The 23971-nt window shown below is 69.9% G+C and carries 23 protein-coding genes and 1 pseudogene; 12 read left to right on the plus strand and 12 right to left on the minus strand.

Going from position 1 to position 23971, the window contains the following annotated elements:
* Nucleotide 1: 1 nt before the first annotated feature.
* Nucleotides 2-907, minus strand: a complete 906-nt coding sequence (locus ACSHWO_RS17690) for a GNAT family N-acetyltransferase (RefSeq protein ID WP_438313020.1) — start codon at nucleotides 905-907, stop codon at nucleotides 2-4.
* Nucleotides 908-1062: 155 nt separating this feature from the next.
* Between ACSHWO_RS17690 and ACSHWO_RS17695 the strand changes: the two genes are divergently transcribed.
* Together ACSHWO_RS17695 and ACSHWO_RS17700 are read left to right on the plus strand one after the other, a co-directional pair.
* Entirely contained in the window at nucleotides 1063-1713 is a 651-nt protein-coding gene (locus ACSHWO_RS17695) for an HAD family hydrolase (RefSeq protein ID WP_361093155.1), read from the plus strand.
* Complete coding sequence (locus tag ACSHWO_RS17700) at nucleotides 1707-3038, plus strand: globin domain-containing protein (RefSeq protein WP_385829603.1); 1332 nt, start codon at nucleotides 1707-1709, stop codon at nucleotides 3036-3038. The genes ACSHWO_RS17695 and ACSHWO_RS17700 overlap by 7 nt, the downstream gene beginning before the upstream one ends.
* Nucleotides 3039-3073: 35 nt before the next feature.
* Here the strand turns inward: ACSHWO_RS17700 and ACSHWO_RS17705 are convergent, their stop codons facing one another.
* The 5 genes from ACSHWO_RS17705 to ACSHWO_RS17725 all read right to left on the minus strand — a co-directional run bounded on the left by ACSHWO_RS17705 (nucleotide 3074) and on the right by ACSHWO_RS17725 (nucleotide 6741).
* A complete protein-coding gene (locus ACSHWO_RS17705; protein ID WP_361093161.1) occupies nucleotides 3074-3553 on the minus strand; it encodes an NUDIX hydrolase in 480 nt (159 codons plus the stop codon).
* Nucleotides 3554-3613: 60 nt separating this feature from the next.
* On the minus strand, nucleotides 3614-4525 hold the full coding sequence (locus ACSHWO_RS17710; RefSeq protein ID WP_361093164.1) for a LysR family transcriptional regulator: 912 nt from the start codon (nucleotides 4523-4525) through the stop codon (nucleotides 3614-3616).
* Nucleotides 4526-4709: 184 nt separating this feature from the next.
* The gene (locus ACSHWO_RS17715; protein ID WP_438313023.1) at nucleotides 4710-5858 is read right to left on the minus strand and encodes a cystathionine gamma-lyase; all 1149 of its coding nucleotides are present in this window, start codon (nucleotides 5856-5858) and stop codon (nucleotides 4710-4712) included.
* Nucleotides 5855-6301: a low molecular weight protein-tyrosine-phosphatase gene (locus tag ACSHWO_RS17720; protein ID WP_438313025.1), complete on the minus strand. Its 447-nt coding sequence runs from the start codon at nucleotides 6299-6301 to the stop codon at nucleotides 5855-5857. The genes ACSHWO_RS17715 and ACSHWO_RS17720 overlap by 4 nt, the downstream gene beginning before the upstream one ends.
* Before the next feature lie 59 nt (nucleotides 6302-6360).
* Complete coding sequence (locus ACSHWO_RS17725; RefSeq protein ID WP_361093173.1) at nucleotides 6361-6741, minus strand: phage holin family protein; 381 nt, start codon at nucleotides 6739-6741, stop codon at nucleotides 6361-6363.
* 87 nt (nucleotides 6742-6828) lie between these two features.
* Here ACSHWO_RS17725 and ACSHWO_RS17730 point away from each other — a divergent pair, with 87 nt between their 5' ends.
* The 4 genes from ACSHWO_RS17730 (at nucleotide 6829) to ACSHWO_RS17745 (ending at nucleotide 9116) form a co-directional block, all read left to right on the plus strand.
* Nucleotides 6829-7146 (plus strand): cupin domain-containing protein, encoded by a 318-nt coding sequence (locus tag ACSHWO_RS17730; protein ID WP_385829230.1) that lies wholly within the window; start codon nucleotides 6829-6831, stop codon nucleotides 7144-7146.
* Nucleotides 7147-7308: 162 nt separating this feature from the next.
* The gene (locus ACSHWO_RS17735) at nucleotides 7309-7536 is read left to right on the plus strand and encodes a DUF5326 family protein (protein WP_361093179.1); all 228 of its coding nucleotides are present in this window, start codon (nucleotides 7309-7311) and stop codon (nucleotides 7534-7536) included.
* A gap of 286 nt (nucleotides 7537-7822) precedes the next feature.
* Entirely contained in the window at nucleotides 7823-8569 is a 747-nt protein-coding gene (locus tag ACSHWO_RS17740; RefSeq protein ID WP_438313028.1) for an IclR family transcriptional regulator, read from the plus strand.
* Nucleotides 8570-8666: 97 nt separating this feature from the next.
* The gene (locus ACSHWO_RS17745; RefSeq protein WP_361093185.1) at nucleotides 8667-9116 is read left to right on the plus strand and encodes an SsgA family sporulation/cell division regulator; all 450 of its coding nucleotides are present in this window, start codon (nucleotides 8667-8669) and stop codon (nucleotides 9114-9116) included.
* A 9-nt stretch (nucleotides 9117-9125) separates the two neighbouring features.
* Here the strand turns inward: ACSHWO_RS17745 and ACSHWO_RS17750 are convergent, their stop codons facing one another.
* Complete coding sequence (locus ACSHWO_RS17750; protein WP_438313030.1) at nucleotides 9126-10520, minus strand: YibE/F family protein; 1395 nt, start codon at nucleotides 10518-10520, stop codon at nucleotides 9126-9128.
* Nucleotides 10521-10731: 211 nt separating this feature from the next.
* Between ACSHWO_RS17750 and thiC the strand changes: the two genes are divergently transcribed.
* On the plus strand, nucleotides 10732-12519 hold the full coding sequence (gene thiC / locus ACSHWO_RS17755; RefSeq protein ID WP_361093191.1) for a phosphomethylpyrimidine synthase ThiC: 1788 nt from the start codon (nucleotides 10732-10734) through the stop codon (nucleotides 12517-12519).
* Between the two features lie 129 nt (nucleotides 12520-12648).
* On the plus strand, nucleotides 12649-13698 hold the full coding sequence (locus tag ACSHWO_RS17760; protein ID WP_438319137.1) for an aldo/keto reductase: 1050 nt from the start codon (nucleotides 12649-12651) through the stop codon (nucleotides 13696-13698).
* 42 nt (nucleotides 13699-13740) lie between these two features.
* On the opposite strand, the gene ACSHWO_RS17765 is transcribed toward ACSHWO_RS17760, so the two are convergent.
* Complete coding sequence (locus tag ACSHWO_RS17765) at nucleotides 13741-14871, minus strand: glycosyltransferase (protein ID WP_438313032.1); 1131 nt, start codon at nucleotides 14869-14871, stop codon at nucleotides 13741-13743.
* 236 nt (nucleotides 14872-15107) lie between these two features.
* Between ACSHWO_RS17765 and ACSHWO_RS17770 the strand changes: the two genes are divergently transcribed.
* On the plus strand, nucleotides 15108-15914 hold the full coding sequence (locus ACSHWO_RS17770) for a hypothetical protein (protein ID WP_438313034.1): 807 nt from the start codon (nucleotides 15108-15110) through the stop codon (nucleotides 15912-15914).
* Here the strand turns inward: ACSHWO_RS17770 and ACSHWO_RS17775 are convergent, their stop codons facing one another.
* The 3 genes from ACSHWO_RS17775 to ACSHWO_RS17785 all read right to left on the minus strand — a co-directional run bounded on the left by ACSHWO_RS17775 (nucleotide 15915) and on the right by ACSHWO_RS17785 (nucleotide 19465).
* Nucleotides 15915-16733, minus strand: a complete 819-nt coding sequence (locus tag ACSHWO_RS17775; protein ID WP_438313036.1) for a hypothetical protein — start codon at nucleotides 16731-16733, stop codon at nucleotides 15915-15917. It lies immediately after the preceding gene.
* A 149-nt stretch (nucleotides 16734-16882) separates the two neighbouring features.
* Complete coding sequence (locus ACSHWO_RS17780; protein ID WP_361093199.1) at nucleotides 16883-18118, minus strand: metallophosphoesterase; 1236 nt, start codon at nucleotides 18116-18118, stop codon at nucleotides 16883-16885.
* Between the two features lie 231 nt (nucleotides 18119-18349).
* A complete protein-coding gene (locus ACSHWO_RS17785; RefSeq protein ID WP_361093202.1) occupies nucleotides 18350-19465 on the minus strand; it encodes a LacI family DNA-binding transcriptional regulator in 1116 nt (371 codons plus the stop codon).
* Between the two features lie 360 nt (nucleotides 19466-19825).
* Here ACSHWO_RS17785 and hisC point away from each other — a divergent pair, with 360 nt between their 5' ends.
* Nucleotides 19826-20908 (plus strand): histidinol-phosphate transaminase, encoded by a 1083-nt coding sequence (gene hisC / locus ACSHWO_RS17790; RefSeq protein ID WP_361093204.1) that lies wholly within the window; start codon nucleotides 19826-19828, stop codon nucleotides 20906-20908.
* A gap of 32 nt (nucleotides 20909-20940) precedes the next feature.
* Here the strand turns inward: hisC and ACSHWO_RS17795 are convergent.
* A pseudogene (locus tag ACSHWO_RS17795) lies at nucleotides 20941-21198 on the minus strand (cyclophilin-like family protein); the annotation flags it as partial.
* Nucleotides 21199-21408: 210 nt separating this feature from the next.
* Here ACSHWO_RS17795 and ACSHWO_RS17800 point away from each other — a divergent pair.
* Both ACSHWO_RS17800 and cydB read left to right on the plus strand, forming a co-directional pair.
* The gene (locus tag ACSHWO_RS17800; RefSeq protein WP_438313039.1) at nucleotides 21409-22911 is read left to right on the plus strand and encodes a cytochrome ubiquinol oxidase subunit I; all 1503 of its coding nucleotides are present in this window, start codon (nucleotides 21409-21411) and stop codon (nucleotides 22909-22911) included.
* Between the two features lie 18 nt (nucleotides 22912-22929).
* On the plus strand, nucleotides 22930-23931 hold the full coding sequence (gene cydB, locus ACSHWO_RS17805) for a cytochrome d ubiquinol oxidase subunit II (protein WP_438313041.1): 1002 nt from the start codon (nucleotides 22930-22932) through the stop codon (nucleotides 23929-23931).
* Nucleotides 23932-23971: the final 40 nt, after the last annotated feature.

Below are 23971 nucleotides of genomic sequence, written 5' to 3' on the forward strand. Positions count from 1 at the left end.
CTCAGCCGGCGGCCACGGTGAGCGGAGCCCAGCGCCTGGTCCAATCGCCGGGGAGCCCGGGGATGTCTCGGGTCATGACAGCGTTGAAGGCGACGGATTCCAGACCGCGCTCCTTGAGCCAGCTGACGAACCCCTCGTGGCGGACGTCGACATCCGTGCGCAGGGGCCTGCGGGTGGTGGCGGCGAGGGTGGTGACGAGGGCCTGAGCGCAGACGGTGTCGCGGGCGACCAGCGGGCCGATCACATGCGTCTCCATATTGGGCCAGATGGCGGCGTACCCAGTGAGGTGGCCCGCGCGGTCCTCGGCGATCAGGAGCCGGTCCGCAAAGGCAGGGAGCCTCGTGATCAGGTGGGTCCGGTCGGCTCCGAACACCTCGGCGTCCAGGCGGAGGATTCGTGCGATGTCTTCGGCAGCGGCGGGCCGGACCGTGCTGCCGCCCGGCTCCGGGGTTGCGGCATCTGGGCGGAAGGAGCCCAGGAGCATCTCGGCCCGGCCCGTTGCAGTGAAGCCGAGCTCCTCGTAGAGGGGGCGGCCGTAGGGGGTGGCGTGAAGGGTGAGCGGGACACCGTTGAGGACGTCGTCGCAGAGGTGCTTCATCAGGTGGCGACCCAGCCCCTGACGGGCGTACCGATCGGCCACGAGGACCATGCCGATGGCGGCCAGCTCGGGCTTGTCGTAGGTCTGCCCGTAGGAGGTGACGACACAGGCGGCGGCAAGCCCCCGCCCGTCCGGGGCGTCGACTCCGTAGCCCTTGCCTGCGGCGAGGAGCAAGCCCCACTTGTGGTCCTCGCGTGGCCACCCGCGGTCTTGGGACAGGTTGGCGCAGTGACGGAGATCTTCCACCGTCAGTGCACGGATCGGCAGGTCGGTGAGGTGTGGTGGTGTCACGGGCTCAGATTGGATCATCAGCGGGGAGGCGTCCAGGGGAATTCGGGCGATGTTCGGCGTTGATCGGTCTGATGTTTCACGTGAAACCGCACGATGTTTCACGTGAAACCAGAACCGCGGTTTCACGTGAAACACACCGTTTCACGTGAAACCAGCGGCTAGCCTCCCCTGACATGACCTTGTTGCACCTCTTCGACCTCGACGGCACTCTGATGTACGGCTCGGCAGCGACGGTGGAGATCTCCCGGCAGCTCGGCCTGAGCGCGGAGATCGCCGAGTTGGAGCGGGCGTTCGGAGCCCGAGAGATCGACCCGCCGGAGTTCTCGGTGGCGGCCCATGCGTTGTGGGCCGGACTGACTCCCGCCCATGTCCGGGACGCCTTCGACGGCGCTCCCTGGCTGGCCGGGATCCGCGAGGTGTGGCAGGAGATCCGGGAGCGGGGCGACTACTGCGCGGTCATCTCGCTCTCGCCGTCGTTCTTCGTGGAGCTGCTGCTGGAGTGGGGTGCACACGCAGCCCACGGCTCGCTGTTCCCCGAGGTCCCGTTCACCCGCCCCGTCGACGTGACCGGAATCCTGACACCGAAGGACAAGGTCACCGTGGCCGACCGGCTGTGCTCCCGGTTCGGGGTCGAACGCGCGGACTGCGTGGCGTACGGCGATTCGGTGACCGATGAGGTGCTCTTCGAGGCGGTGCCGGTATCGGTGGCGGTCAATGCCCGGCCCGCCCTGGCCGAGCGCGCCACGCACGTGTACGAAGGGCGGGACCTGCGCGATGCATACCAGCTCGTTGCCGCGGCGCGCCCGGGAGTTGATGCATCTTAAGAGGAAAGTGGGTTCGAAACGCGGGATTTCTCCATTCCCCCGCGAGTGTCTGGGTCGGCTGGCAGTCTGTGAGCCCCGGAACCACGGATTCGAAGGCCGTGGCGTGCTTACCGACCGAGATGCTCGAAGCGAGGCACCGCATGGACGCTCCGCCCACCAGATCGGCCAGAGGGACGGTCCGGATACCGTCCGGGGACAGCCTGGCCGAGCCCTCCCCGGACGCGGTGCTCATCCGCCGGACGCTGGAGGAGATCGCACCCATCGCTGACCGGGTGACCTCCTACTTCTACGCCCTGGTGTTCGCCGGGCACCCGGAAGTGCGGGGCATGTTCCCGGCCGCGATGGACGCCCAGCGTGACAGGCTGCTGAAGGCGCTGCTCACCGCGGCCGAACACATCGACGACCCTCATGTCCTCACGCCGTACCTCCAGCGGTTGGGCACGGGGCACCGCAAGTACGGCACGCTCGCCGGCCACTATCCGGTGGTCGGCGAGGCCCTCATCGGAGCGCTCTCGCGGTACGCCATGAACACCTGGGGCCCGGAGGCGGAGGCCGCATGGGTGCGGACCTACACCGCCATCTCACAGATCATGATCGATGCCGCCGCCGAGGACGAGCGGAAGTCACCGGCGTGGTGGTACGCCGAGGTGGTCTCCCACGAGCTGCGCACACCCGACATCGCCGTGCTGACCGTCCGCCCCGACCAGCCGTACACCTTCCTCGCCGGCCAGTACACAAGCCTTGAGACGCCGTGGTGGCCACGGGTCTGGCGGCACTACTCCTTCGCCTCGGCCCCGCGCGCGGACGGTCTGCTGTCCTTCCACGTCAAGGCCGTTCCCGCCGGCTGGGTCTCCAACGCCCTCGTACGCCACGCCCGCCCCGGCGACGTACTGCGGCTCGGGCCCCCGGCAGGGTCGATGGTGGTGGACCACAGCACCGACAACGGAATGCTGTGCCTGGCCGGCGGCACCGGCATCGCCCCGATCAAGGCACTGATCGAGGACGTGGCCGTACACGGAGAACGGCGCCCGGTGGAGGTCTTCTTCGGGGCGCGCACCGACGGCGACCTGTACGACAAGGACACCCTGCTGGGGCTGCAACGCTCGCACCCGTGGCTGTCGGTACGCCCGGTCGTCTGCGAGGGCCTGGCAGGACAGCTGCCGCGTGCGGTCGGCCGGCACGGGCCGTGGAGCTCGTACGACGCCTTCGTCTCGGGGCCACCGGCGATGATCCGCAGCGGTGTGGGCGAGCTCCAGCGGATCGGCATTCCCCGCGAGCGGATCCGCTACGACGCGGTCGAGGAGCTGGCGGGCGCCGCCGGCTGAGACCGCCGGGCACCCGCCGTGTGAAGAGCGCCGGATCAGCCCAGGTCGGGAGCGTGCATGGCCCGCACACCCTCGATGTTTCCGTCCAGGTAGTGGCGCAGCGACAGCGGCACGAGGTGGACGGCCGCGATGCCGACCCGGCTGAACGGTACCCGTACGATCTCGTACGTCCCCTCCGGCTGCTCCACCTCAGGGCCGTGCCGCTCGGAGGGATCCATCGAAGCGAGCCGGCAGACGAAAAAGTGCTGGACCTTCACTCCGGTCACTCCCCCGTCGGCGATGTGCTCGACGGTGTCGACGAAGCAGGGCACCACATCGGTGATCTTGGCCCCCAGCTCCTCGTGGACCTCCCGGTGGAGGGCGTCCACGACGGTCTCGTCCGAGGGCTCGACTCCCCCGCCGGGAGTCAGCCAGTAGGGGTCGACGCCGGGCTTGGTGCGTTTGATGAGGATCAGGTCGTCACCGTCGAGCAGGATCGCGCGGGCGGTGCGTTTGACCACGGGACGTTCGGTCATGGGAGAAGAGTGGCCCAGGACTCGCCTTCTGAAACGCGCCACGGGCCGGAACCGGAAGGCTCACCACTGCGCGGCGGCGCGCAGCAGCCGCTCGTGGGCGCGGGAGAGGTGGGCCAGGGAGAGGCTTCCGGCGCGGACGACGAGGAACCAGGTCCGAAGCGGCGGTACCGCGGGCTCCAGCAGGGCCACGACCTGCCCGCTGTCGAGGGCGCTCTGGCACAGGTAGCGGGGCAGGACGGCGAGCCCGGCGCCGGCCCGGACGCATTCGAGTACGGCCCGCAGGTCCGGAACGACCACGGTCGCGGCATCGGGCTGCCGGGTGGTGTCGGGGCGGGTCTCGAAGACGGCGGCCCAGTAGCGGGTGACCAGCGGCAGGCTCTCGTGGACCTCGACGAGCGGAATGCCGTCGAGGGTGGCGGGACCGGTGTCGCGCAGCCGGTCCGGGTCTACGAGGGCGGCCCAGTAGGGCGCGGCGACCAGGACGTGTTCCTCGTCGCACAGGGCGGTGGCGGTGAAGAGTTCGCCGCGGGGGCGGGCGGTGGTGACCACGAGGTCGTGGTGGCCGGTGGCGAGCCCGTCGAGGGTCTCCTCGGCTCGGGTCCGCAGGGTGGTCCGCAGAGTGTGGCCCTGGCCGACGAGCGGGGCGAGGGCGGGCAGGACCCGCAGGCAGAGGAACTCCGGGGGGCCGGCCAGGTGCAGGGTGCGGGACGCACCGGCGGCCTCCCGTTCGGCCTCGGTGATCTGCAGGAGGGCGTCGAGGTGCGGGGCTGCCTTGTGGGCGAGCTCGTCCCCGACGGCGGTGGGGGTGACCCCACGTGCTCGCCGGTGGAACAGGGGGCGGCCCAGCTGGCGTTCGAGGGTGCGGATCTGGGACGTGACGGCGGGCTGGGACAGCCCGAGGAGCGCAGCGGCACGGGTGAACGAGCCGGCCCGGTGTACGGCGACGAAAGTGCGCAGCAGGGCCAGGTCCATGAGGGGCCCCTCTCGGTGGGGACCTTCAACTATAAATATGTCGATAGGCCCCTGTCGTTACCGTGATTGGACTCTGACGCTGGGTCAACTAGCCTTGAGCACGTGGTTCTTCGCGCGGAACCCGGGGCGGTCCGAGCCAGGAGGGGGGAGGCTCGGACCGCCCTTCGCGCGCGGCCGGGGTGCGTCAGCCGCGGCCCTTCCCGGCGGCGTCGAGGGCCCGCAGCACGTCCGCGACCAGGTCCTCGCTGTCCTCGGCGCCGGCGGAGAAGCGGATGAAGCCCTCCGGGACCGGGTCGCCGCCCCACCGCCCGCGCCGCTCCGCGGTGGACCGCACGCCGCCGAAACTGGTGGCGTCCTCGACGAGGTGCAGAGCGGACAGGAACCGCTCGGCGAAGGCGCGGTCGGGCAGCGTGAACGAGACGATCGAGCCGAATCCCCGCATCTGCCGGGAAGCCGTGGCGTGGGCGGGGTCCGAGGGGAGCCCCGGGTGGCGCAGCCTCGCCACCTCGGGGCGGTCGGCCAGGGCCTCCGCGACTGCCAGGGCGTTGGCCCACTGGCGCTGCGCGCGGAGCTGGAGGGTTGCCAGGGAGCGGTGGGCGAGCCAGGCCTCCATGGGCCCCGGGATGGCCCCGACGATCTTGCGCCAGCGGCGGACTCCGGCGGCGAGCTCCGCGTCGCGGCAGACCACGTAGCCCAGGAGGATGTCGCCGTGGCCGGTCAGCCCCTTGGTGCCGCTGGCGACGGAGAAGTCGGCCCCGAGCTCCAGCGGCCGCTGCCCGAGAGGGGTGGCGAGGGTGTTGTCGACGGCGACCAGGGTGCCGCCCGCACGGGCCGCGTCGGCCAGGCGCCGCACGTCGCACACGTCGAGCCCGGGGTTGGACGGCGTCTCGATCCACAGCAGCCGGGCTCCGTCGAGGGCGGCGAGCTGGCCGTCGCCCCCGGTCGGCGCGGTGCGGACGAGGATCCCGTACGCCTCCAGTTGCTCCCGGACCAGCGGCAGTGCCTGGTATCCGTCGTCGGGCAGGACGACGGTGTCGCCGGCGCGGGCCTGCGAGAAGAGGACGGCGGACACGGCGGCCATCCCGGAGGCGAAGACGACGGTGTCCACGTCCTGCCGGCCGGGGGCCTCCAGCTCCCCGATGGCCCGCTCCAACAGGGTCCAGGTGGGGTTGGTGTCCCTGCCGTAGGCGTAAGGGCCGGTGACGTCGCCGGGGAGGTGGAAGTGGGCGGCGAAGACGGGGCCGGGCAGGGGCGGTTCGTTCTTCACCGGCGCGGGCAGGCCGGCGCGCACGGCCCGGGTGCCGTCGCCCGTCTCGTGAGTGCGGTCGGTCACGCGGCGTGCTCCTTCGTCTCCAGTGCCCCCCGTACGGCCTCCAGCAGGCCCGGGCACGCCGCCTCGACGAGCCGCAGGCACTCCTCGAACCCTTCGAGGGAGCCGTAGTAGGGATCGGGTACGTCCGCCCCGGCCGGGGCGGCGGGGTCATAGGAACGCAGCAGCCGGATTTTTGCCGCGTCCTCGGCGGTGGGAGCCATGGCCCGCAGCGCGCGCAGGTGCCCCCCGTCCAGGGCGACGACGAGGTCGAGGGCGGCGAACCACGAGGCGCGGAACTGCCGGGCCCGGTGGTCCTGTGCGTACCCGGCGGCTTCCAGGACGGCGACGGTGCGCGGGTCCGCCCCGTCCCCCTCGTGCCAGCCGTCGGTTCCGGCACTGTCCACGTCGACCAGCCCGTCGAGCCCGGCCTCGGCGACACGCGCACGGAACACGGACTCGGCCATGGGAGAGCGGCATATGTTGCCGGTGCAGACGAAGCACACGCGGTACACGGTCGCTCCGTTCAGTCCTTCTCGGGCAGGGCCATGTTCACGGCCCAGGACACGACGGCGATGATCACGCCGCCGAGCAGCGCGCTCCAGAAGTTGTCCACGTGGAAGCTGAGGTTGAACTGCTGGGCGAGCCATGACGTCAGCAGCAGCATGAGCGCGTTCACGACGAGGGTGAACAGGCCGAGGGTGAGGACGAACAGCGGCAGCGACAGGAGTTTCACCACCGGCTTGACGATGAGGTTCACCAGGCCGAAGACCAGGGCGACCAGGATCAACGTCAGTGTTCGGCGCCCCAGCGGGCTGCCGTCGTCGAGCGTGATGCCCGATACCAGCCAGATGGCCACGGCGAGGGCGGCCGCGTTCGCCAGCGTCTTGACTACGAAATTCGTCATGTGTCTGATCGTGGCAGAGAAGATCCCGGCGGCATATCGGTGGATCTGCCGATCCCGCACCGCGAGAACACGAGGGGCACAACGACGATGAAGGCCTTCCGGCTGGACGAGCTCGAAGCCGAGCGGCTCGCCAACGACGGCGCCTACCTGCAGTTCCTGCGTGAGCGGAACATGTCGGTCGGGCTGTACGCACTCGACGCCGGCCAGAGCGACCCGCAGCAGCCGCACCGCCAGGACGAGGTGTACTTCGTGGTCAGCGGCCGCGCCTCGATCACGGTCGGGGAGGAGACGACGGCCGTGGCCCGCGGCAGCGTCGTCTACGTGCCGGCTGGCGTGCCCCACAAGTTCCACCACATCACCGAGGACCTGAAGGTGCTGGTGGTGTTCTCCCCGCCGGAGGCGTGACCGCGGCCGCCGGGTGGGGGTCGGACCCCCGATCCCCCTAGGGGCCGGATCAGGGGAGTCCGGGGGCTCGCGGGCACCCGGACGCGTGCGGTTCCTCCTAGCATCGGAGGCAGGAAAGAGGACGTCACCGACGGGGACGCGGAAGAGGAAGAGGTCGAGGACATGGACGGCATCCGAGAGACATTCGCAGGTATGCCCTGGTGGGTGAAGTGGGTCGCGATCCCGCTTCTGGTGCTCTTCGTCTTCGGCGGCGTCATCACGAGCATCCTCGGTGCCCTGATCGGGTTCGCCTTCAAGCTGCTGCTCTTCGTCGCCCTGGTCGGCGGCCTGGTCTTCCTGGTGAAGAAGTTGGGTGGTAGCAGCGCGAAGTCCTCGTCCCGCGAGTGGTAGCGGGCGGGTACGGGCCCCGCTCGGGGCCGCCCGGGGATTAACCCGGGTGGCCTAACGCGGGGCTCGACGCCGCTCACCGGGCGGGACGCGGTCGCTAAAGTGCAACCTGCGCCGTCCCCCTGGGTGCGAACGCTGGTACGGCCGCTCCGACCTTCGGCCTTGCCCCGCAGGAACGAGCACGGCCCCAGGACCCGCGGCATGTGCGGGGGCGGCCCCCGCAGGGCGGGCCCCACAGCCCGCCGCCACGCCTGGGGGTGAGTCCTTGTCTCCGGTTCACAATGCCGGTGTGCCGACACTGATCGGTTCGGTGCAGCGGGCGTTGAGGCTGCTCGAAGCGGCCGGCTCCCATAGTGGGGGAGCCCCGGCGAAACAACTGGCGCGCGAGGCCGGGCTCCCCCTTCCCACCGCGTACCACCTGCTGCGGACGCTCACGCACGAGGGATACCTCCGCCGCGAGGGCGGCGTCTTCGTCCTCGGGGACGCGGCCGGACGGCTGGCGGCCGGCGGATTGCAGCAGAAACGTCGCACCATGATCCGGGATTCGCTCGCGCACTTCCGCGACGCGGTCGGGGCACCCGTCTACTTCGCGGTTTTCCGCGAGGGTGAAATCGAGGTCGTGGGCGTATCGGACACCCCGGCGGACCCGGCCGTCGAGGAGTGGGCCGACTTCAGGGCGACCGGCCACGCGCACGCGATCGGGCAGTGCCTGCTGGCCCAGCTCGACGAGGAGACGCGCCGGGAGTACTACGACCGCCATCCCGTCGAGGCCATCACCCCGTACACCGTGCGGGACCAGCGCGCCCTGGAACAGAAGATCGGTTCGTTGGGGCGGATGGAGCCCGTGACCGAGCGTCAGGAGTACGCGCTGGGCACGGTGTGCGCCGCGATCCCGATCACTGCCGGAGACACCGCCGCCACGATGGCCATTTCTCTCCCTTTCCATCAGTGCGAAAGACTGCCATGGGTAGTCGATCGACTACGGAGTGAAGTAGGCGCGCTGTTGAGTACTCTCTCCTTCTCTATCAGTATCTGAAAACTCACTCCTTGTGATCCGCTAGCGCTTCCACCAATCTTGTCAAGGGGGTCCCGGGGGGTCATTCCTGGCCACTTCCACAACAGCGGGGTAGGCAATGCGCGAGTCGGTACAGGCAGAGGTCATGATGAGCTTCCTCGTTTCGGAGGAGCTCTCGTTCCGGATCCCGGTGGAGCTCCGGTACGACGCCGGCGACCCGTACGCGGTACGGCTGACCTTCCACCTCCCCGGAGACGCGCCGGTGACCTGGGCCTTCGGGCGGGAGCTCCTGCTCGACGGCATCAACAAGCCGTGCGGGGAGGGCGATGTCCACGTCGCCCCGACCTCGGCCGAGGAACTGTCCGACGTCCACATCCGGCTCCAGGTCGGCAGCGACCGCGCCCTCTTCCGGGCCGGTGCCGCGCCGCTCGTCGCCTTCCTCGACCGCACCGACCGGCTGGTTCCGCTGGGCCAGGAGCGCAGCCTCGGCGATTTCGAGCTGAGCCTCGACGAGGCCCTCGACAGGATCCTCGGCGAGTCCCGGCAGAACGAGCAGAACGCCGGCTGACGGCCCGGTTCAGCGCTTGCGCCTGCGACCCCGTCCGCCCCGGCTCCCACGGCCGGCGCCCGGGGCCGCCGCCGTACCGGTTGCCGCAGCCGTCGGCCGGTCTGCGGACACCACCAGCGCTGCGAGCACCGTCGTCACGGGCACCGAGGCCACCAGGCCGATCGAGCCCACCAGGGTCCGGACGATCTCGACCGCGACGAGCTCGCTGTTGGCCACCGCGCCCACGCTGCTGTTCGCGATCGAGAACAGCAGCAGCAGGGGCAGGGCCGCGCCGGCGTAGGCCAGCACCAGGGTGTTGACGACGGACGCGATGTGGTCGCGGCCGATACGGATGGCCGCGCGGTACAGCGCCCGCGGCCCCATCGCCGGGTCGGCGTGGTGGAGTTCCCAGACCGCCGAGGTCTGGGTGACCGTCACGTCGTCGAGCACGCCGAGTGACCCGATGATGATGCTGGCGAGCAGCAGACCGCTCATGTCGATGTCCGGGTACAGCCCGTGGATCAACCCGGTGTTGTCGTCGGTGTTGCCGGTGAGGAACGCCCAGTCGATGAACACCGAGCCCAGGAGCCCGATCAGCAGCAGCGAGACGAGCGTGCCGAGGACCGCGACGGAGGTGCGGGCGGTCAGCCCGTGGCACAGGTAGAGCGCGATCAACATGATCGCACTGGCCCCGATGACCGCGACGAGCAATGGGTTGGAGCCCTGCAGGATCGCCGGCAGGATGAACAGGGTCAGCACGGCGAAGCTGATGGCGAGGGCGATCAGCGCGAACAGGCCGCGCATCCGCCCCACCAGGACCACCACCACGGCGAAGATGCCGGCCAGCACCGCCAGCGGGATCTTGCGGTTCACGTCGATGACGGAGTACTGCAGGTCCCGGGGAGCGTCGGGTGCGTAGGCCACGACCACCTCCTGACCGTCCTCCAACTGTCGGGGCGCCCCCGGCTGGACGATCTCGAAGAAGGTGCGGCCCTTGTCGCGGCCGGTGCCCACCTCGACGGTGGCCTTCTTGCACTGGCCGTTCTGCGCGGCCTGCGCCTCGCGGCCCTCCGGGGCGGAGGGGTTGGCCGTGGGCGGCACCTGAGAGGCGTTCACGGATTTGCAGTCGACCCGTTCGAGTGCGACGACCCGGCCCTGCTCGGTCTGGCGGTCGAAGCCCACACCGGAGCGCTCGTGCGGGGGGGCGCCGCCCGGCCACAGCACCGCCATGCCCACGAACACGGCCGTGGCGAAGGGGATCAGTACGGCCGCGATGACCTTGCGCAGGTGCTTCGATACGGGAGCCGCAGGCCCGTGGCCGTGGGAATGGGCATGCCCGTGGCCCTGGCCGTGGTCGGCATGCGCGTGGCCGGTGTGTCCCGTGGGCTCGGCGGGCTCGTCGGGGGGCTGAGTCGAGGACGTCACCGGCTGATCATCGCAAGAGTTGACGGGGCCCACTGTTCAGCACGCCACACATGACGCTAGCGTGGGGGCACCTTTGCACAACGCGGGAGCTCGGAGCACCGGGCTGAGAGGGCGCTGATCACCGTACGCGGCACGACGTGCGTACGGGAGAAGGCTGCGCCGACCGCCGAACCTGTTACCGGGTAATGCCGGCGTAGGGAGATCAGGTCTCATGACCATTCAGGACGCACGCACGCCTGCCGTCGGCCGGGACGCCGACGGCCAGACCGAGCGCCAGCCGGGCTGGCACAAGGGTTACGTGGCGGGCTCTCGCCCCGACATCCGGGTGCCGGTTCGCCAGGTCCACCTCACCAACGGCAAGGACGTGACGCTCTACGACACGTCCGGTCCGTACACCGACCCGCAGGCCGAGACCGACGTCCGCCGCGGCCTGCCTCCGCTGCGCGAGAACTGGATCATCAGCCGCGGCGACACCGAGGAGTACGCGGGCCGTCCCGTGCGCCCCGAGGACGACGGCATCAAGCACACCTCGCCGCGCGGCGGTCTCAAGAACCTCGACGCGGTCTTCCCGGGCCGCCCGCGCCTGCCGCGCCGCGGCCGCGGCGGCCAGGCCGTCACGCAGCTCGCGTACGCCCGTCGCGGTGAGATCACCCCGGAGATGGAGTTTGTCGCGATCCGCGAGAACGTCTCCCCGGAGGTCGTGCGCGAGGAGATCGCCGCAGGCCGCGCCGTGCTGCCCGCGAACGTGAACCACCCGGAGATCGAGCCGATGATCATCGGCAAGAAGTTCCTGGTGAAGGTGAACGCCAACATCGGCAACTCCGCGGTCACCTCCTCCATCGAGGAGGAGGTCGAGAAGATGACCTGGGCCACCCGCTGGGGCGCCGACACGGTCATGGACCTCTCCACCGGTCGCAACATCCACACCACCCGCGAGTGGGTGCTGCGCAACTCCCCCGTCCCGATCGGCACCGTGCCGCTCTACCAGGCACTGGAGAAGGTCGACGGCAAGGCCGAGGAACTGACCTGGGAGATCTACAAGGACACGGTCATCGAGCAGGCCGAGCAGGGCGTCGACTACATGACGGTCCACGCCGGCGTGCTGCTGCCGTACGTCCCGCTGACGGCCCGTCGCAAGACCGGCATCGTCTCGCGCGGCGGCTCGATCATGGCTGCGTGGTGCCTGGCGCACCACAAGGAGAACTTCCTCTACACGAACTTCGAGGAGCTCTGCGAGATCCTCGCGGCGTACGACGTGACGTACTCGCTGGGCGACGGCCTGCGGCCCGGCTCGATCGCGGACGCCAACGACGCGGCGCAGTTCGCCGAGCTGAAGACGCTGGGCGAGCTGAACAAGATCGCGAAGCGGCACGACGTGCAGACCATGATCGAGGGCCCGGGCCACGTCCCGATGCACAAGATCAAGGAGAACATCGACCTCCAGCAGGAGATCTGCGAGGAGGCGCCGTTCTACACGCTCGGCCCGCTGACCACGGACGTCGCCCCGGCGTACGACCACATCACCTCGGGCATCGGCGCGGCGATGATCGCCTGGTGGGGCACGGCGATGCTCTGCTACGTCACGCCCAAGGAGCACCTCGGCCTGCCCAACCGCGACGACGTCAAGACCGGCGTCATCACGTACAAGATCGCCGCACATGCGGCGGACCTGGCCAAGGGACACCCGGGCGCCCAGGAGTGGGACGACGCCCTGTCGGACGCGCGTTTCGAGTTCCGCTGGGAGGACCAGTTCAACCTGGCCCTCGACCCGGACACGGCCCGCGAGTTCCACGACGAGACGCTCCCGGCCGAGCCGGCGAAGACCGCGCACTTCTGCTCCATGTGCGGCCCGAAGTTCTGCTCGATGAAGATCTCTCAGGACATCCGGCGCGAGCACGGCGGTGACCTGAAGGCGGATGAGATCGAGGCGGGCATGGCGGCGAAGTCCGCCGAGTTCGCGGCGACCGGCAACCGGGTCTACCTGCCGATCGCGGACTGACCCGCCGTCCCCGCCGGGCCGGACCCGCGACCCGTATGGGGGGAGTCGCGGGCCCGGCCGACCGGCCACCGGCCCGTAGCAGGCTTGCGCTGGAGTGCACTCCAACTCCTACAGTGCCGCCCCATGACCATGAGATACCGCAGTCTGGGCCGCACCGGCATGGAGGTCAGTGCACACTGCCTCGGGACCATGATGTTCGGGGCGGTGGGGAACCCGGACCACGACGCATGTGTGCGGATCATCCATGCCGCTCTCGACCGGGGCATCAACTTCATCGATACCGCGGACATGTACTCGGCCGGCGAGTCCGAGGAGATCGTGGGCAAGGCCCTCCGCGGCCGTCGCGACGACGTCGTGCTCGCGACGAAGGTCCACTTCCAGATGGGCGAGGGCCGCAACCGCAGCGGGAACTCGCGCCGCTGGATCGTGCGCGCCGTCGAGGACAGCCTGCGCAGGCTGGACACCGAGTGGATCGACCTCTACCAGGTGCACCGACCGGACCCCACGACCGACGTCGAGGAGACCCTGTCGGTCCTCGGTGATCTGGTGCGGGCCGGGAAGATCAGGGCCTTCGGCTGTTCGACGTTCCCCGCTGAGGAGCTCGTCGAGGCGCAGCACGCCGCCGAGCGGCGCGCGCTGCCGAGGTTCCGGACGGAGCAGCCGCCCTACTCGGTCCTCGCGCGGGGCATCGAGGCCGACGTCCTGCCGGTGGCCCAGCGGTACGGGATGGGCGTGCTCACGTGGAGCCCGCTCGCCTCCGGGTTCCTGAGCGGCAGGTACCGCCTCGGCGGGTCCGTCGACCTGACCTCGGGACGGGCCGCACTCACTCCGGCGCGCTTCGACCCGGCGATCCCCGGCAACCTCGCCAAGCTCGAGGCCGTGGAGAAGCTAGTCGAGCTCGCCGACGGCATTGGTTGCACCCTGCCCGAGCTGGCCGTCGCCTTCCCGCTCGCGCACCCGGCCGTCACGTCCGCGATCATCGGTCCGCGGACCATGGAGCAGCTGGAATCGCTGGTCGGGGGCGCCTCGCTGGTGCTCGACGACGCCGCGCTCGACCGCATCGACGAGATCGTGCCTCCCGGGACGAACCTCTACCACCCGGACGGGGTCTGGCGACCGCAGGCACTGGCGGATGCCGCGCTGCGTCGCCGCCCGCTGGGGGACCGCGCCGCCGGGTGACGCCCCCAGACGGGGGCGACACCCCCGGCCAGGTCTGGGGAGTCACACCGCCGCAGCGGGCGATGTTTCACGTGAAACCGGGATGGATGAGCCGCCGCGGTCCAAGGCGTAGCCGCGGTTGGTCTCGGTCTGACGCCGGTAGTTCTCGGGGAGGTCGGGCAGTGCCAGCAGCCGGTCGCAGGCGCGCAGCGAGGCGTTCATGTCCCCCACCCAGTAGGCGGTGATGGAGTGCTCGAAGAGCAGCCCCCACCGGTAGACCCACGGGTGGACGAAGAGGATGTCCGCCGGGGCCGGCCGGTCCAGGACGGCCAGGGTGATTGCGTGCGCGGCGTGGTACCGGCCCAGCAGCCGCAGCCGTGAGGCGAGTTCGTAGCAGGCCTCCAGGCGCGCGGGCCGGAACTCCCAGGCGCGCGTGAGTGCGTCCATCGCGGCAGGCCAGTCGCCCGCATCCGCGTTCAGGACACCGGCTTGGAGGAGCGCGTAGTAGACCTCCTCCTCCCAGCCGCCCATGGCCGCGCGGCGCTCGTAGAGCCGGATTGCTTCCGCGGTGTTCCCCATATCCCGCATGGTCTGCGCGAGGTAGAAGACCGTCCGGTGGTTCGCGGGGTCCCGTTCGAGTTCGGCGCTGAGCAGGCGCGCGTCGCGTTCGAACTTGTCGTGCCGGGAGCCGCCGTCGGCGTAGTCCTCGATGACGAGTGCGTCGAGGTTCTCCTGCATGCCAGGGCGTTGGTCGTATTCGTCGGGGCGGTCGCAGGTCAGGTACTCGTGCGTGACGCCCTCGTACCGCCAGGGGAGGTCACCGCGGACCAGACGCTTGATCCGGTATTCGGTCTCCCCCTCGTGCCGCAGCATGTACGACTGCGCGGTGAGCGGCGGCAGCGGGCCGCTACGGCGCAGGACGAGGTCGGCGTCGAGGAGGAGCAGGTAGTCGGCCTTGCCGCGGGCGTGCGCGATGTTGAGGCTGCGGTTGTGCCCGAAGTCCTTCCAGGGCTCCTCGTGGAGTTCGCCCGGGATGCCCCGCAGGGCGTTGCGGATCAGTTGCTGGGTGCCGTCGGTGGATCCGGTGTCGGAGATGACCCAGGTGTCGATGAGGTCCCGTACCGAGTCCAGGCAGCGCTCGATGACGGCGGACTCGTTCTTCACGATCATGCAGAGGCAAATGGTCGGCTTCACGGCCGCCGACCCTAGGGACGGAGCCGCTCGGGCCGCGTGCGGCACGCCGGTCTGCGGCCCCGCGCGGCTGGCGTGCGCAGGGCCATGTGGCCCTGCGTGCTGGTCCGTTCGTCTGACTGGCTGGCGAGCCGAGCCGACGCGGAGGGAACTGCTCTTCAGGATGGCTGCTCGCGGAGTCTGCGCGAAGGTGCGGGCTTCGAGGAAACATTCGATCCCGTGCGCACGAGGAGTGGTATATGAGTTCTGAGGACAGGCCCCGATCACCCCTGGGGCCGCTGCCCCGCCGGACGGGCTGGCTGGTCGGAGGCACGTTCGCCTCCGTGGCGCTGGTCCTGGCCAGCATGGCGGCCCCCGCGGCCGTCGGAGCGCCGCAGCCCGGCGGGTCCGTGGTGGTTCCGGACAGCGGCGACCACTGTTCGACCGTGGCGAAGAAGGCGGCGCAGCCGACGGGCGACGACAAGTGCAGGGGCGAGAGGGGGCCGACGGGTCCGAGGGGCCCGAAGGGGAAGACGGGACCCACCGGCCCGAGGGGGAAGACGGGCCCGACCGGTCCGACGGGCGCCCCCGGCCTGACCGGTGCGACGGGAGCCACCGGTGCCACCGGCCTGACCGGTCCGACGGGAGCCACCGGTGCCACGGGCCCGTCGTTGTGCGTCGACATCGACAGCTACGCCCCCTCGGCCGAAGAGGACTTCCACGCCGCGCTCGTGGGCGGGGTCGCGTACGCGGGCCGCGGAGCCGCACTCGGCGGCGTGCCGGCATGGCAGAACATCAGCGACGCCGACGACAACCCGAACTTCCCCGTCAATCGGGCCTGCGCCATCTCCATCGAGGCTCAGGGCAATGACGCGTACATCAAGGTACTGACCACGGATGGTCAGGTATACCAGACACACGGTGACGTGGAGGGCACTGACTTCATCTGGGACGAGGCCTGGACGCTACAGCTGCCCGGGCCGAACCCGAACATCGGGCTTCGCAGCAAGGGCATCCAGTGGAAGGGCGACCTCGCCCATGGAGGCGCCCGTAACAGCCTGCAGTAACTATTCCGGCGCCCTGTCGGGGCCGCCGAAGTCCGGGCTTGAGAAGTCCGGCGGCGTGTAGCCGGGCCGGGTCTCCTGTGAGGGGGATCCGGGGCTGGTGAAGTCGGGCCGGGTGTATCCCAGGTTGGGGATGCGCCCGGCTTTCGGCGTGCGGAGGGCGGGAGGCACCGGCTCGGCGGCCGGATCCGTCAGGGCCTCTCGCAGGAACGGCAGGATGCCCCGCTCCAGCAGGGCGTTCCGCCAGGCCTCGCGCGCCAGGGTGACCTCGTCGGGTGCGGCGTCGGCCCCGTCCCCGGCCACCACCTCGGTCGCCCGGTTGCGTACGGCCGTCACCAGCAGCGCGACCACCGCGCCGAACAGGGTGACCGCGGTCAGGGCGCCGAAGAGCCAACCGGCCGTCAGCATCGTCTCGGCGAAGTCCGGTTCGGGATCGACCGCCTTCAGGGCGTAGCCGACCAGCAGGAAGATCACCATGGCGGTGGCCGCCAGGACCGGGGCGAGGACTGCGACCATGGCGGTGATGCCCGCCCCGTCGCTCCCCTTCCGGCCGTTCTCCCGGTAGTCCGCCTGCGGGGTGGAGCGGATCTCCTCGCGCTGCGCGCCGCGCACCTTCACGTAGTGGTCGTACTCGGCCGCGGCAGCAGCCGCCAGCAGCGCGCTGGCCCCGACGGCCATGATGCGCAGTTGTTCGGCGGTGAGCCGTTCCCCCAGCCCGTCGAGTCCGGGCCGCTCGTGTGCGGTGCGCAGCGCCTCGTCGAGGAGCCGGTCGAACTCCGGCCGGTCTTCGGTCAGCAGGTGCGGAGCGCTGTTCATGTGCATCCCCCGATGCTCCGTGCGGGCCGGTTTGCCCGCGTAGACCCGGGCGCCGGCACAAGCGGAGGAGAGCCTGCTACGGATAGAGCGATGGTAGAGGGCCCATGCCACGCCGTGACAGGGGCTTTCCCGAAATACGCCCTTCCTGACAAGCCTCAGTCATTCAGAGGGAGTTGTACGACCAGGAGCTTGCCGGCCATCGTCACGCCGCCGTCCATCGCGATGGCGAGGCCGTCCGCGTACACGTGGGGGCCGTCGACGACCTCCGGGCCGCCGGCGCCGTCGCCGTCCTCGGTGCCCACCTCGCCCAGCAGGTACGGGATGGGGCTGTGGCCGTGTACGACCCGGCCGCCGCCGTAGGTGTCGAGGAGCTCGCGTACGGCCTGTGGGCCGGTCTCCTCGTCGCGGAAGGCGAACCGCTTGGTGAACTTGCGGAACAGGTCCCAGGTGATGTCTGCGTCGTTGCGGTTGAGCAGCTCGTGGATGGTGTCGTTGACGTCCTCGATGGAGTCGCCGTAATCGAGGTAGGCGGTGGTGTCGGAGTGCAGCAGCAGGTGCCCGTCCACCAGCACGGCCGCGTCCAGGCGTGACATCCACTGCAGGTGGACGTCCTCCAGCCGCTCCATGTCGGTGCGCTGGCCGCCGTTGAGCAGCCAGGCGGCCTGGAAGGTGGCCGTGCCGGCGCCCGACTGGACCGGCGTGTCGCCGAACCGCTTGGCGCCGATGAGCAGCAGCTCGTGGTTGCCCATGAGTGCCTTGCAGTAGCCGCCCGCCGCGGCGGCCTCGGCGGACAGCCGCATGACGAGGTCGATCACGCCGATGCCGTCGGGCCCGCGGTCGGTGAAGTCGCCGAGGAACCAGATGCGGGCGTTCCCCGCCGACCAGCGCTGGTCGGCGTCGATGATGCCCTGTGCCTGGAGCTCGGCGACGAGCTCGTCGAGGTATCCGTGCACGTCGCCGACGACGTAGAGCGGGCCGGGGCCGCTCGGCGCCTGCTGGGGAACATAGTGCACCTGGACGGTGTCGCCGGGGCCGCCGAGACCGCTGCGACCGATGACCGGGAGATCGCGCTGGGTGGGGGTGTAGTCGTCCATGCCGCCCTCCGCGGGCGGCATCCCCACGGGGGGCTGCGGGGGCACGTGCGGCACCGGCGGCGCGGGCGGGGCCGGTGGCACCGGCGCGGGCGCGGGCGGCACCGGACCGGGAGGCGGCGGGACCGCTCCCGGCGCGGGCGCGGGCTCGCCGTAGTACGCGGGGTACTCGCCGTAGACCGGGGCCTCTTCGGGAAGTCGCGCGGGCACGCCGTACGGATGGGGCTCGGTGACCGGCACCCGGAAGTCCCGCAGCGTCTCCGTCCGCATCGCGGGTCCCTGACCGGCCCCCTGAGTCATCGACCCCTCCACCACCGTCGCGCTGCCGTACACCTGCGGATCCGCCCGCCCTCCGGGTCGGAGGATCCGTGATGTCGTGCGCCCATCATAGGAATGCAGCTCGCGCTGTGTGACGCACCAGGGGTGGTGAATCCTGTGCGGAACCGATCGTTCCTGCCGCTTTATCCCGAAATCAGCGATGTCGAACTCTCCGGCGGGGGCATCGACCCCGCCGGAACGACGGTGCAGCGGTCAGTCCTGGGCCGGAGACCGGGGAGGGCTGATCGTCGTCCGGGGCCTCCTGCGCTGCGAGGACGTACGGACGATCAGCTCGGTCGGGACGACCTGTTCGACGGTGCGCCCGGCGTCCACGCCCTCGATGGCGTCGATGAGCAACTGCACGACGGCGGTGCCGATGCGGCGCGGCTTGAGGGAGAGCGTGGTGATCGGCGGCTCGGTGTTGGCGTACACGGTGGACTCGCTGCAGCAGACGAGCAACAGGTCCTCGGGAACGCGCAGGCCGTAGCGGCGGGCCGCGGCGAGCAGGTCGGTGCCGTTCGGGTCGAACAGCCCGTAGACGGCGTCCGGCCGGTCGGGCCGGGCGAGCAGGCGGTCTGCGGCGACCGCCCCGGCGCACGGGTCGTGGGCGGGGTAGGACTCGTAGACCGGGTCCTGTCCGACGCGCTTGCACCAGTTGAGGTAGGCGGTGGTGGACAGGTGGGTGTACGTGTCGGTGGTCGTCCCGGTCAGCAGCCCGATACGGCGGGCTCCGGCGGCGGCGAGGTGGTCCAGCAGGTTGAGCACGGCCGCCTCGTGGTCGTTGTCGACCCAGGCGGTGACGGGGAGGGAGCCGGCGGGGCGCCCGTCGGAGACCACCGGAAGGCCCTGGCGGACCAGCTCGGTGACGACGGGGTCGTGGTCCGAGGGGTCGATCACGACGGTGCCGTCGAGGGCGACGTTGGACCACACGTCGTGCCGGGAGGTGGCCGGCAGGATGACGAGGGCGTAGCCACGGGCGAGCGCGGCCGAGGTGGCGGCTCTGGCCATCTCGGCGAAGTACGCGAACTCGGTGAAGGTGAAAGGTTCATCCCCGTACGTGGTGACGGTCAGGCCGATGAGGCCCGATTTGCCCGTACGGAGGGTGCGGGCCGCGGCGGAGGGGCGGTACCCCAGCCGGTCGGCGACCTCGCGGACGTGGCGGCGGGTGGCATCGGGCAGTCGCCCCTTGCCATTGAGCGCGTCGGAGACTGTCGTGATCGAGACGCCCGCCGCGGCGGCCACGTCCCTGATGCCGGCCCGGCCCTGCCGGCCGGCGGCCCGCCGGGTGGTCTCGGTCCGGCTCACCTGATGCTTCCCTGCTGCTGTCATGGCGAGCCGATAGTAGGGCTCGGTGGGTAAGGCGGTCCGGATGCATATGCACGCGTTGACAGGCACGTTTCTGCATGGTCGACACCCCCAATAGCCTTGAAAATAAAGGCATTTGAGAGTTCGCGGTGAATGGGCCCGTTGCTGTCGGGTCCGAGCATGCCAAAACGGCGCGGTCCTGGGGCGTTCCCAACTCACCTGTACGAGGGATGCGCGCCACGGCGCAGGCCACCGGCGCACGCATATATGCGTGCGCTCCCCCGCAATCCTGGCGCCGCCATTTTCGCCGGAGCGGAATCCTCTTAAGGTGAGCAGTATTGAGTCGACGGCGACGTCCGACGGGATGGTCTAGGAGGACCTGCGGTGAGCGAGATGACCCCTAAGCTGCGCGCCGAGCTGGACGGCATCCCCGTCTACAAGCCGGGCAAGCCCGCCGCCGCGGGCGGTCCCGTCGCGTACAAGCTGTCCTCGAACGAGAACCCGTACCCGCCGCTGCCCGGCGTGCTGGAGACCGCGGTGGCGGCGGCCGGCCAGTTCAACCGCTACCCGGACCTGGCCTGCACCCGGCTGGTGAACGAGCTCGCGGAGCGGTTCGGGATCCCGGCCGACCACATCGCCACCGGCACCGGCTCGGTGGGCGTCGCCCAGCAGCTGGTCCAGTCGACCGCCGGCCACGGCGACGAGGTGATCTACGCCTGGCGCTCCTTCGAGGCCTACCCGATCATCACGCAGATTTCGGGTGCGAAGTCCGTGCCGGTCCCGCTGGCCCCCGGGGACGTGCACGACCTCGAGGCGATGTACGACGCGATCACCGAGCGGACCCGTCTGATCTTCGTCTGCAACCCCAACAACCCGACCGGCACCGCCGTGCGCCGGGCGGAGCTGGAGCGCTTCCTGGACCGGGTGCCCTCGGACATCCTCGTGGTCCTCGACGAGGCGTACCGCGAGTTCGTCCGCGACCCCGAGGTACCGGACGGCATCGAGCTCTACCGCAACCGTCCGAACGTCTGCGTGCTGCGCACCTTCTCCAAGGCGTACGGCCTGGCCGGCCTGCGCATCGGCTTTGCAGTGGCACACGAGCCGGTGGCCGCGGCGCTGCGCAAGACGGCGGTGCCGTTCGGTGTGAGCCAGCTGGCCCAGGACGCGGCGGTCGCCTCGCTGCAGGCCGAGGACGAGCTGATGGGTCGGGTCGGTTCGCTGGTCGCCGAGCGGACCCGGGTCCACGAGGGGCTGCTCGGTCAGGGCTGGACGGTCGTGCCGGAGACGCAGGCCAACTTCGTGTGGATGCGGCTGGGCGAGCGGACCCTGGAGTTCGCCGCGGCCTGCGAGAAGGCCGGCGTGGTGGTCCGGCCCTTCCCGGGCGAGGGCCTGCGGATCACGATCGGTGAGTGCGAGGCGAACGACATCTTCCTGCACACGGCGGAAGCCTTCCTCAAGGAGATGTAGTGCTGTGAGGGGGTGTGGCGCTCGCGCGAGCGCTATGCCCGCTCCACCCGGATCGGGTCGCCGTCCCGGACGGTGGCCAGCAGGCGGGCGTCGCCGTCGAGGGAGCCGAGGACGTTGCACGGGCTCGCCAGGCGGCTCTCGCCCCCGCGCGAGATGGGCGTCGGGCCGTAGGGGAGCGCGAGGGCGTCGCCCTCGGTCCAGAACGCGACGGTGCCCGGTTCGACGACCTGTCGGGCGTCGTGTTCCAGGGCCGCGGCGACGCCGGTGTCGAAGTAGACCTCCTCTCCCCAGGCCACGAGATGTGGATCTTCATGAGCTGCATTCAACATTTTGTTGAAGATATTCGCTAGGGGACCCCGGCTGGAAGTCGTCGGAAGCGGTACGACATAATGCTTGTGAATGTGAACGCGTTCACAAGCTCGTCCGTTTCCTTCCCGAATGGGGGGAATGCGGAGGGGTGACTTCGGCCATGACCACGGCGACCCGAAGGAGATGACGACGTGGACCTAGCTTTGGCGCCGGAAACACTGGCGCGCTGGCAGTTCGGCATCACGACCGTCTACCACTTCCTCTTCGTCCCCCTCACGATCTCCCTCGCCGCCCTGGTCGCGATCTTGCAGACCGCATGGGTGCGCACCGAGAAGGAGAAGTACCTCAAGGCCACGAAGTTCTGGGGCAAGCTCTTCCTGATCAACATCGCGATGGGTGTCGTCACCGGCATCGTCCAGGAGTTCCAGTTCGGTATGAACTGGTCCGACTACTCGCGGTTCGTCGGCGACGTCTTCGGCGCCCCGCTGGCCTTCGAAGCGCTCATAGCCTTCTTCTTCGAGTCCACCTTCATCGGCCTGTGGATCTTCGGCTGGGACAAGCTCCCGAAGAAGATCCACCTCGCCTGCATCTGGATGGTGTCGCTCGGCACCGTGCTCTCCGCGTACTTCATCCTCGCTGCGAACTCCTGGATGCAGCACCCGGTGGGCTACCGCATCAACAAGGAAACCGGCCGCGCCGAGCTGACCGACTTCTGGCTCGTCCTGACCCAGAACACCACTCTGGCGCAGGTCTTCCACACCCTGACCGCGGCCCTGCTGACGGGTGGCGCCTTCATGGTGGGCATCGCCGCCTACCACCTGCTGCGAAAGAAGCACATCCCGGTGATGCGTACCTCGCTGCGGCTCGGCCTGGTCGCCGTCGTCATCGGCGGTGCGCTCGTCGCGATCAGCGGCGACACGCTCGCCAAGGTCATGTTCAAGCAGCAGCCGATGAAGATGGCCGCCGCCGAGGCCCTGTGGGACGGCGAGGAGAGCGCCCCGTTCTCCGTCTTCGCCTACGGCGACGTCGACAAGGGCCACAACAAGGTCGCGATCGAGGTGCCCGGCCTGCTGTCCTTCCTGGCCGACAACAACTTCGACTCGTTCGTGCCCGGCATCAACGACGTCAACAAGTCCGAGCAGGAGAAGTACGGGCCAGGCGACTACCGGCCCAACATCCCCGTCGCCTACTGGGGCTTCCGCTGGATGATCGGCTTCGGCATGGCCTCGGTCGCCATCGGCGCCGCCGGCCTGTGGCTGACCCGTAGGAAGTTCCTGCTCCCGCCGGCCCTGCGGACCGGTGACGACGAACGGCCGCACCTGGTCCTGTTCGCCAAGCCCCTCAGCCCGCGACTGACCCGGCTGTACTGGCTGGCCGCGATCTGGACGCTCGGCTTCCCGCTGATCGCCAACTCCTGGGGCTGGATCTTCACCGAGATGGGCCGCCAGCCCTGGGTCGTCTACGGAGTCCTGAGGACCAGGGACGCGGTCTCCCCGGGGGTTTCGCAGGCCGAGGTACTCACCTCGATGCTGGTCTTCACCGCCCTGTACGCCGTCCTCGCCGTGATCGAGGTCAGGTTGCTGGTCAAGTACGTCAAGGCCGGCCCGCCCGAGCTCACCGAAGCCGACCTCAACCCGCCGACCAAGATCGGCGGCCACGACTCCTCCGACCGGCCGATGGCCTTCTCGTACTGAGGCTGAGGGGACCCCACCATGCAACTCCACGACGTCTGGTTCGTGCTCATCGCCCTCCTGTGGACCGGCTACTTCTTCCTCGAGGGCTTCGACTTCGGGGTCGGCGTCCTGACCAAGCTGCTCGCCCGCAACCGCAAGGAGAAGCGGGTCCTGATCAACACGATCGGGCCCGTCTGGGACGGCAACGAGGTCTGGCTGCTCACCGCGGGCGGTGCGACCTTCGCCGCCTTCCCCGACTGGTACGCCACCCTGTTCTCCGGCTTCTACCTGCCTCTGCTGGTCATCCTGGTGTGCCTGATCGTCCGCGGCGTCGCCTTCGAGTACCGGCACAAGCGGGACGAGGACCGCTGGCAGACCAACTGGGAACACGCGATCTTCTGGACCTCGTTGATCCCCGCCTTCCTGTGGGGCGTGGCGTTCGCCAACATCGCCCGGGGCGTGAAGATCGACCAGGACAAGGAGTACGTCGGAACCCTCCTCGACCTGCTCAACGTCTATGCCGTCCTCGGCGGCCTCGTCACCCTCACCCTGTTCACCTTCCACGGCGCGGTGTTCGCCGCGCTCAAGACGGTGGGTGAGATCCGCGACCGTGCACGGGCGCTGGCCACCCGGCTGGGCCTGGTCACCGCGGTGCTGGCCCTCGTCTTCCTGGGCTGGACCCAGCTCTCGCACGGGGACGGGCGGAGCCTGGTCGCGCTGATCGTGGCGGTGGTGGCGCTGGCCGGAGCCCTCGGCTGCAACCTGGCGGGCCGGGAGGGCTGGTCGTTCGCCCTGTCCGGGATCACCATCGCGGGGGCCGTCGCGATGCTGTTCCTGACGCTGTTCCCGAACGTCATGCCGTCCTCGCTGAACGAGGCCTGGAGCCTCACGGTCACCAACGCCTCGTCCAGCCCGTACACCCTGAAGATCATGACCTGGTGTGCTGCCGTGGCCACCCCGGTCGTCCTGCTCTACCAGGGTTGGACGTACTGGGTGTTCCGCAAGCGGATCGGCACGCAGCACATCGCCGACGCGCACTGACCCTGTCCGCCGACGCGCCCTGACCCTGTCTGGGAGATGT

It is taken from the genome of Streptomyces pallidus (ex Mingjun et al. 2026), assembly GCF_051550185.1.
GTDB lineage: Bacteria > Actinomycetota > Actinomycetes > Streptomycetales > Streptomycetaceae > Streptomyces.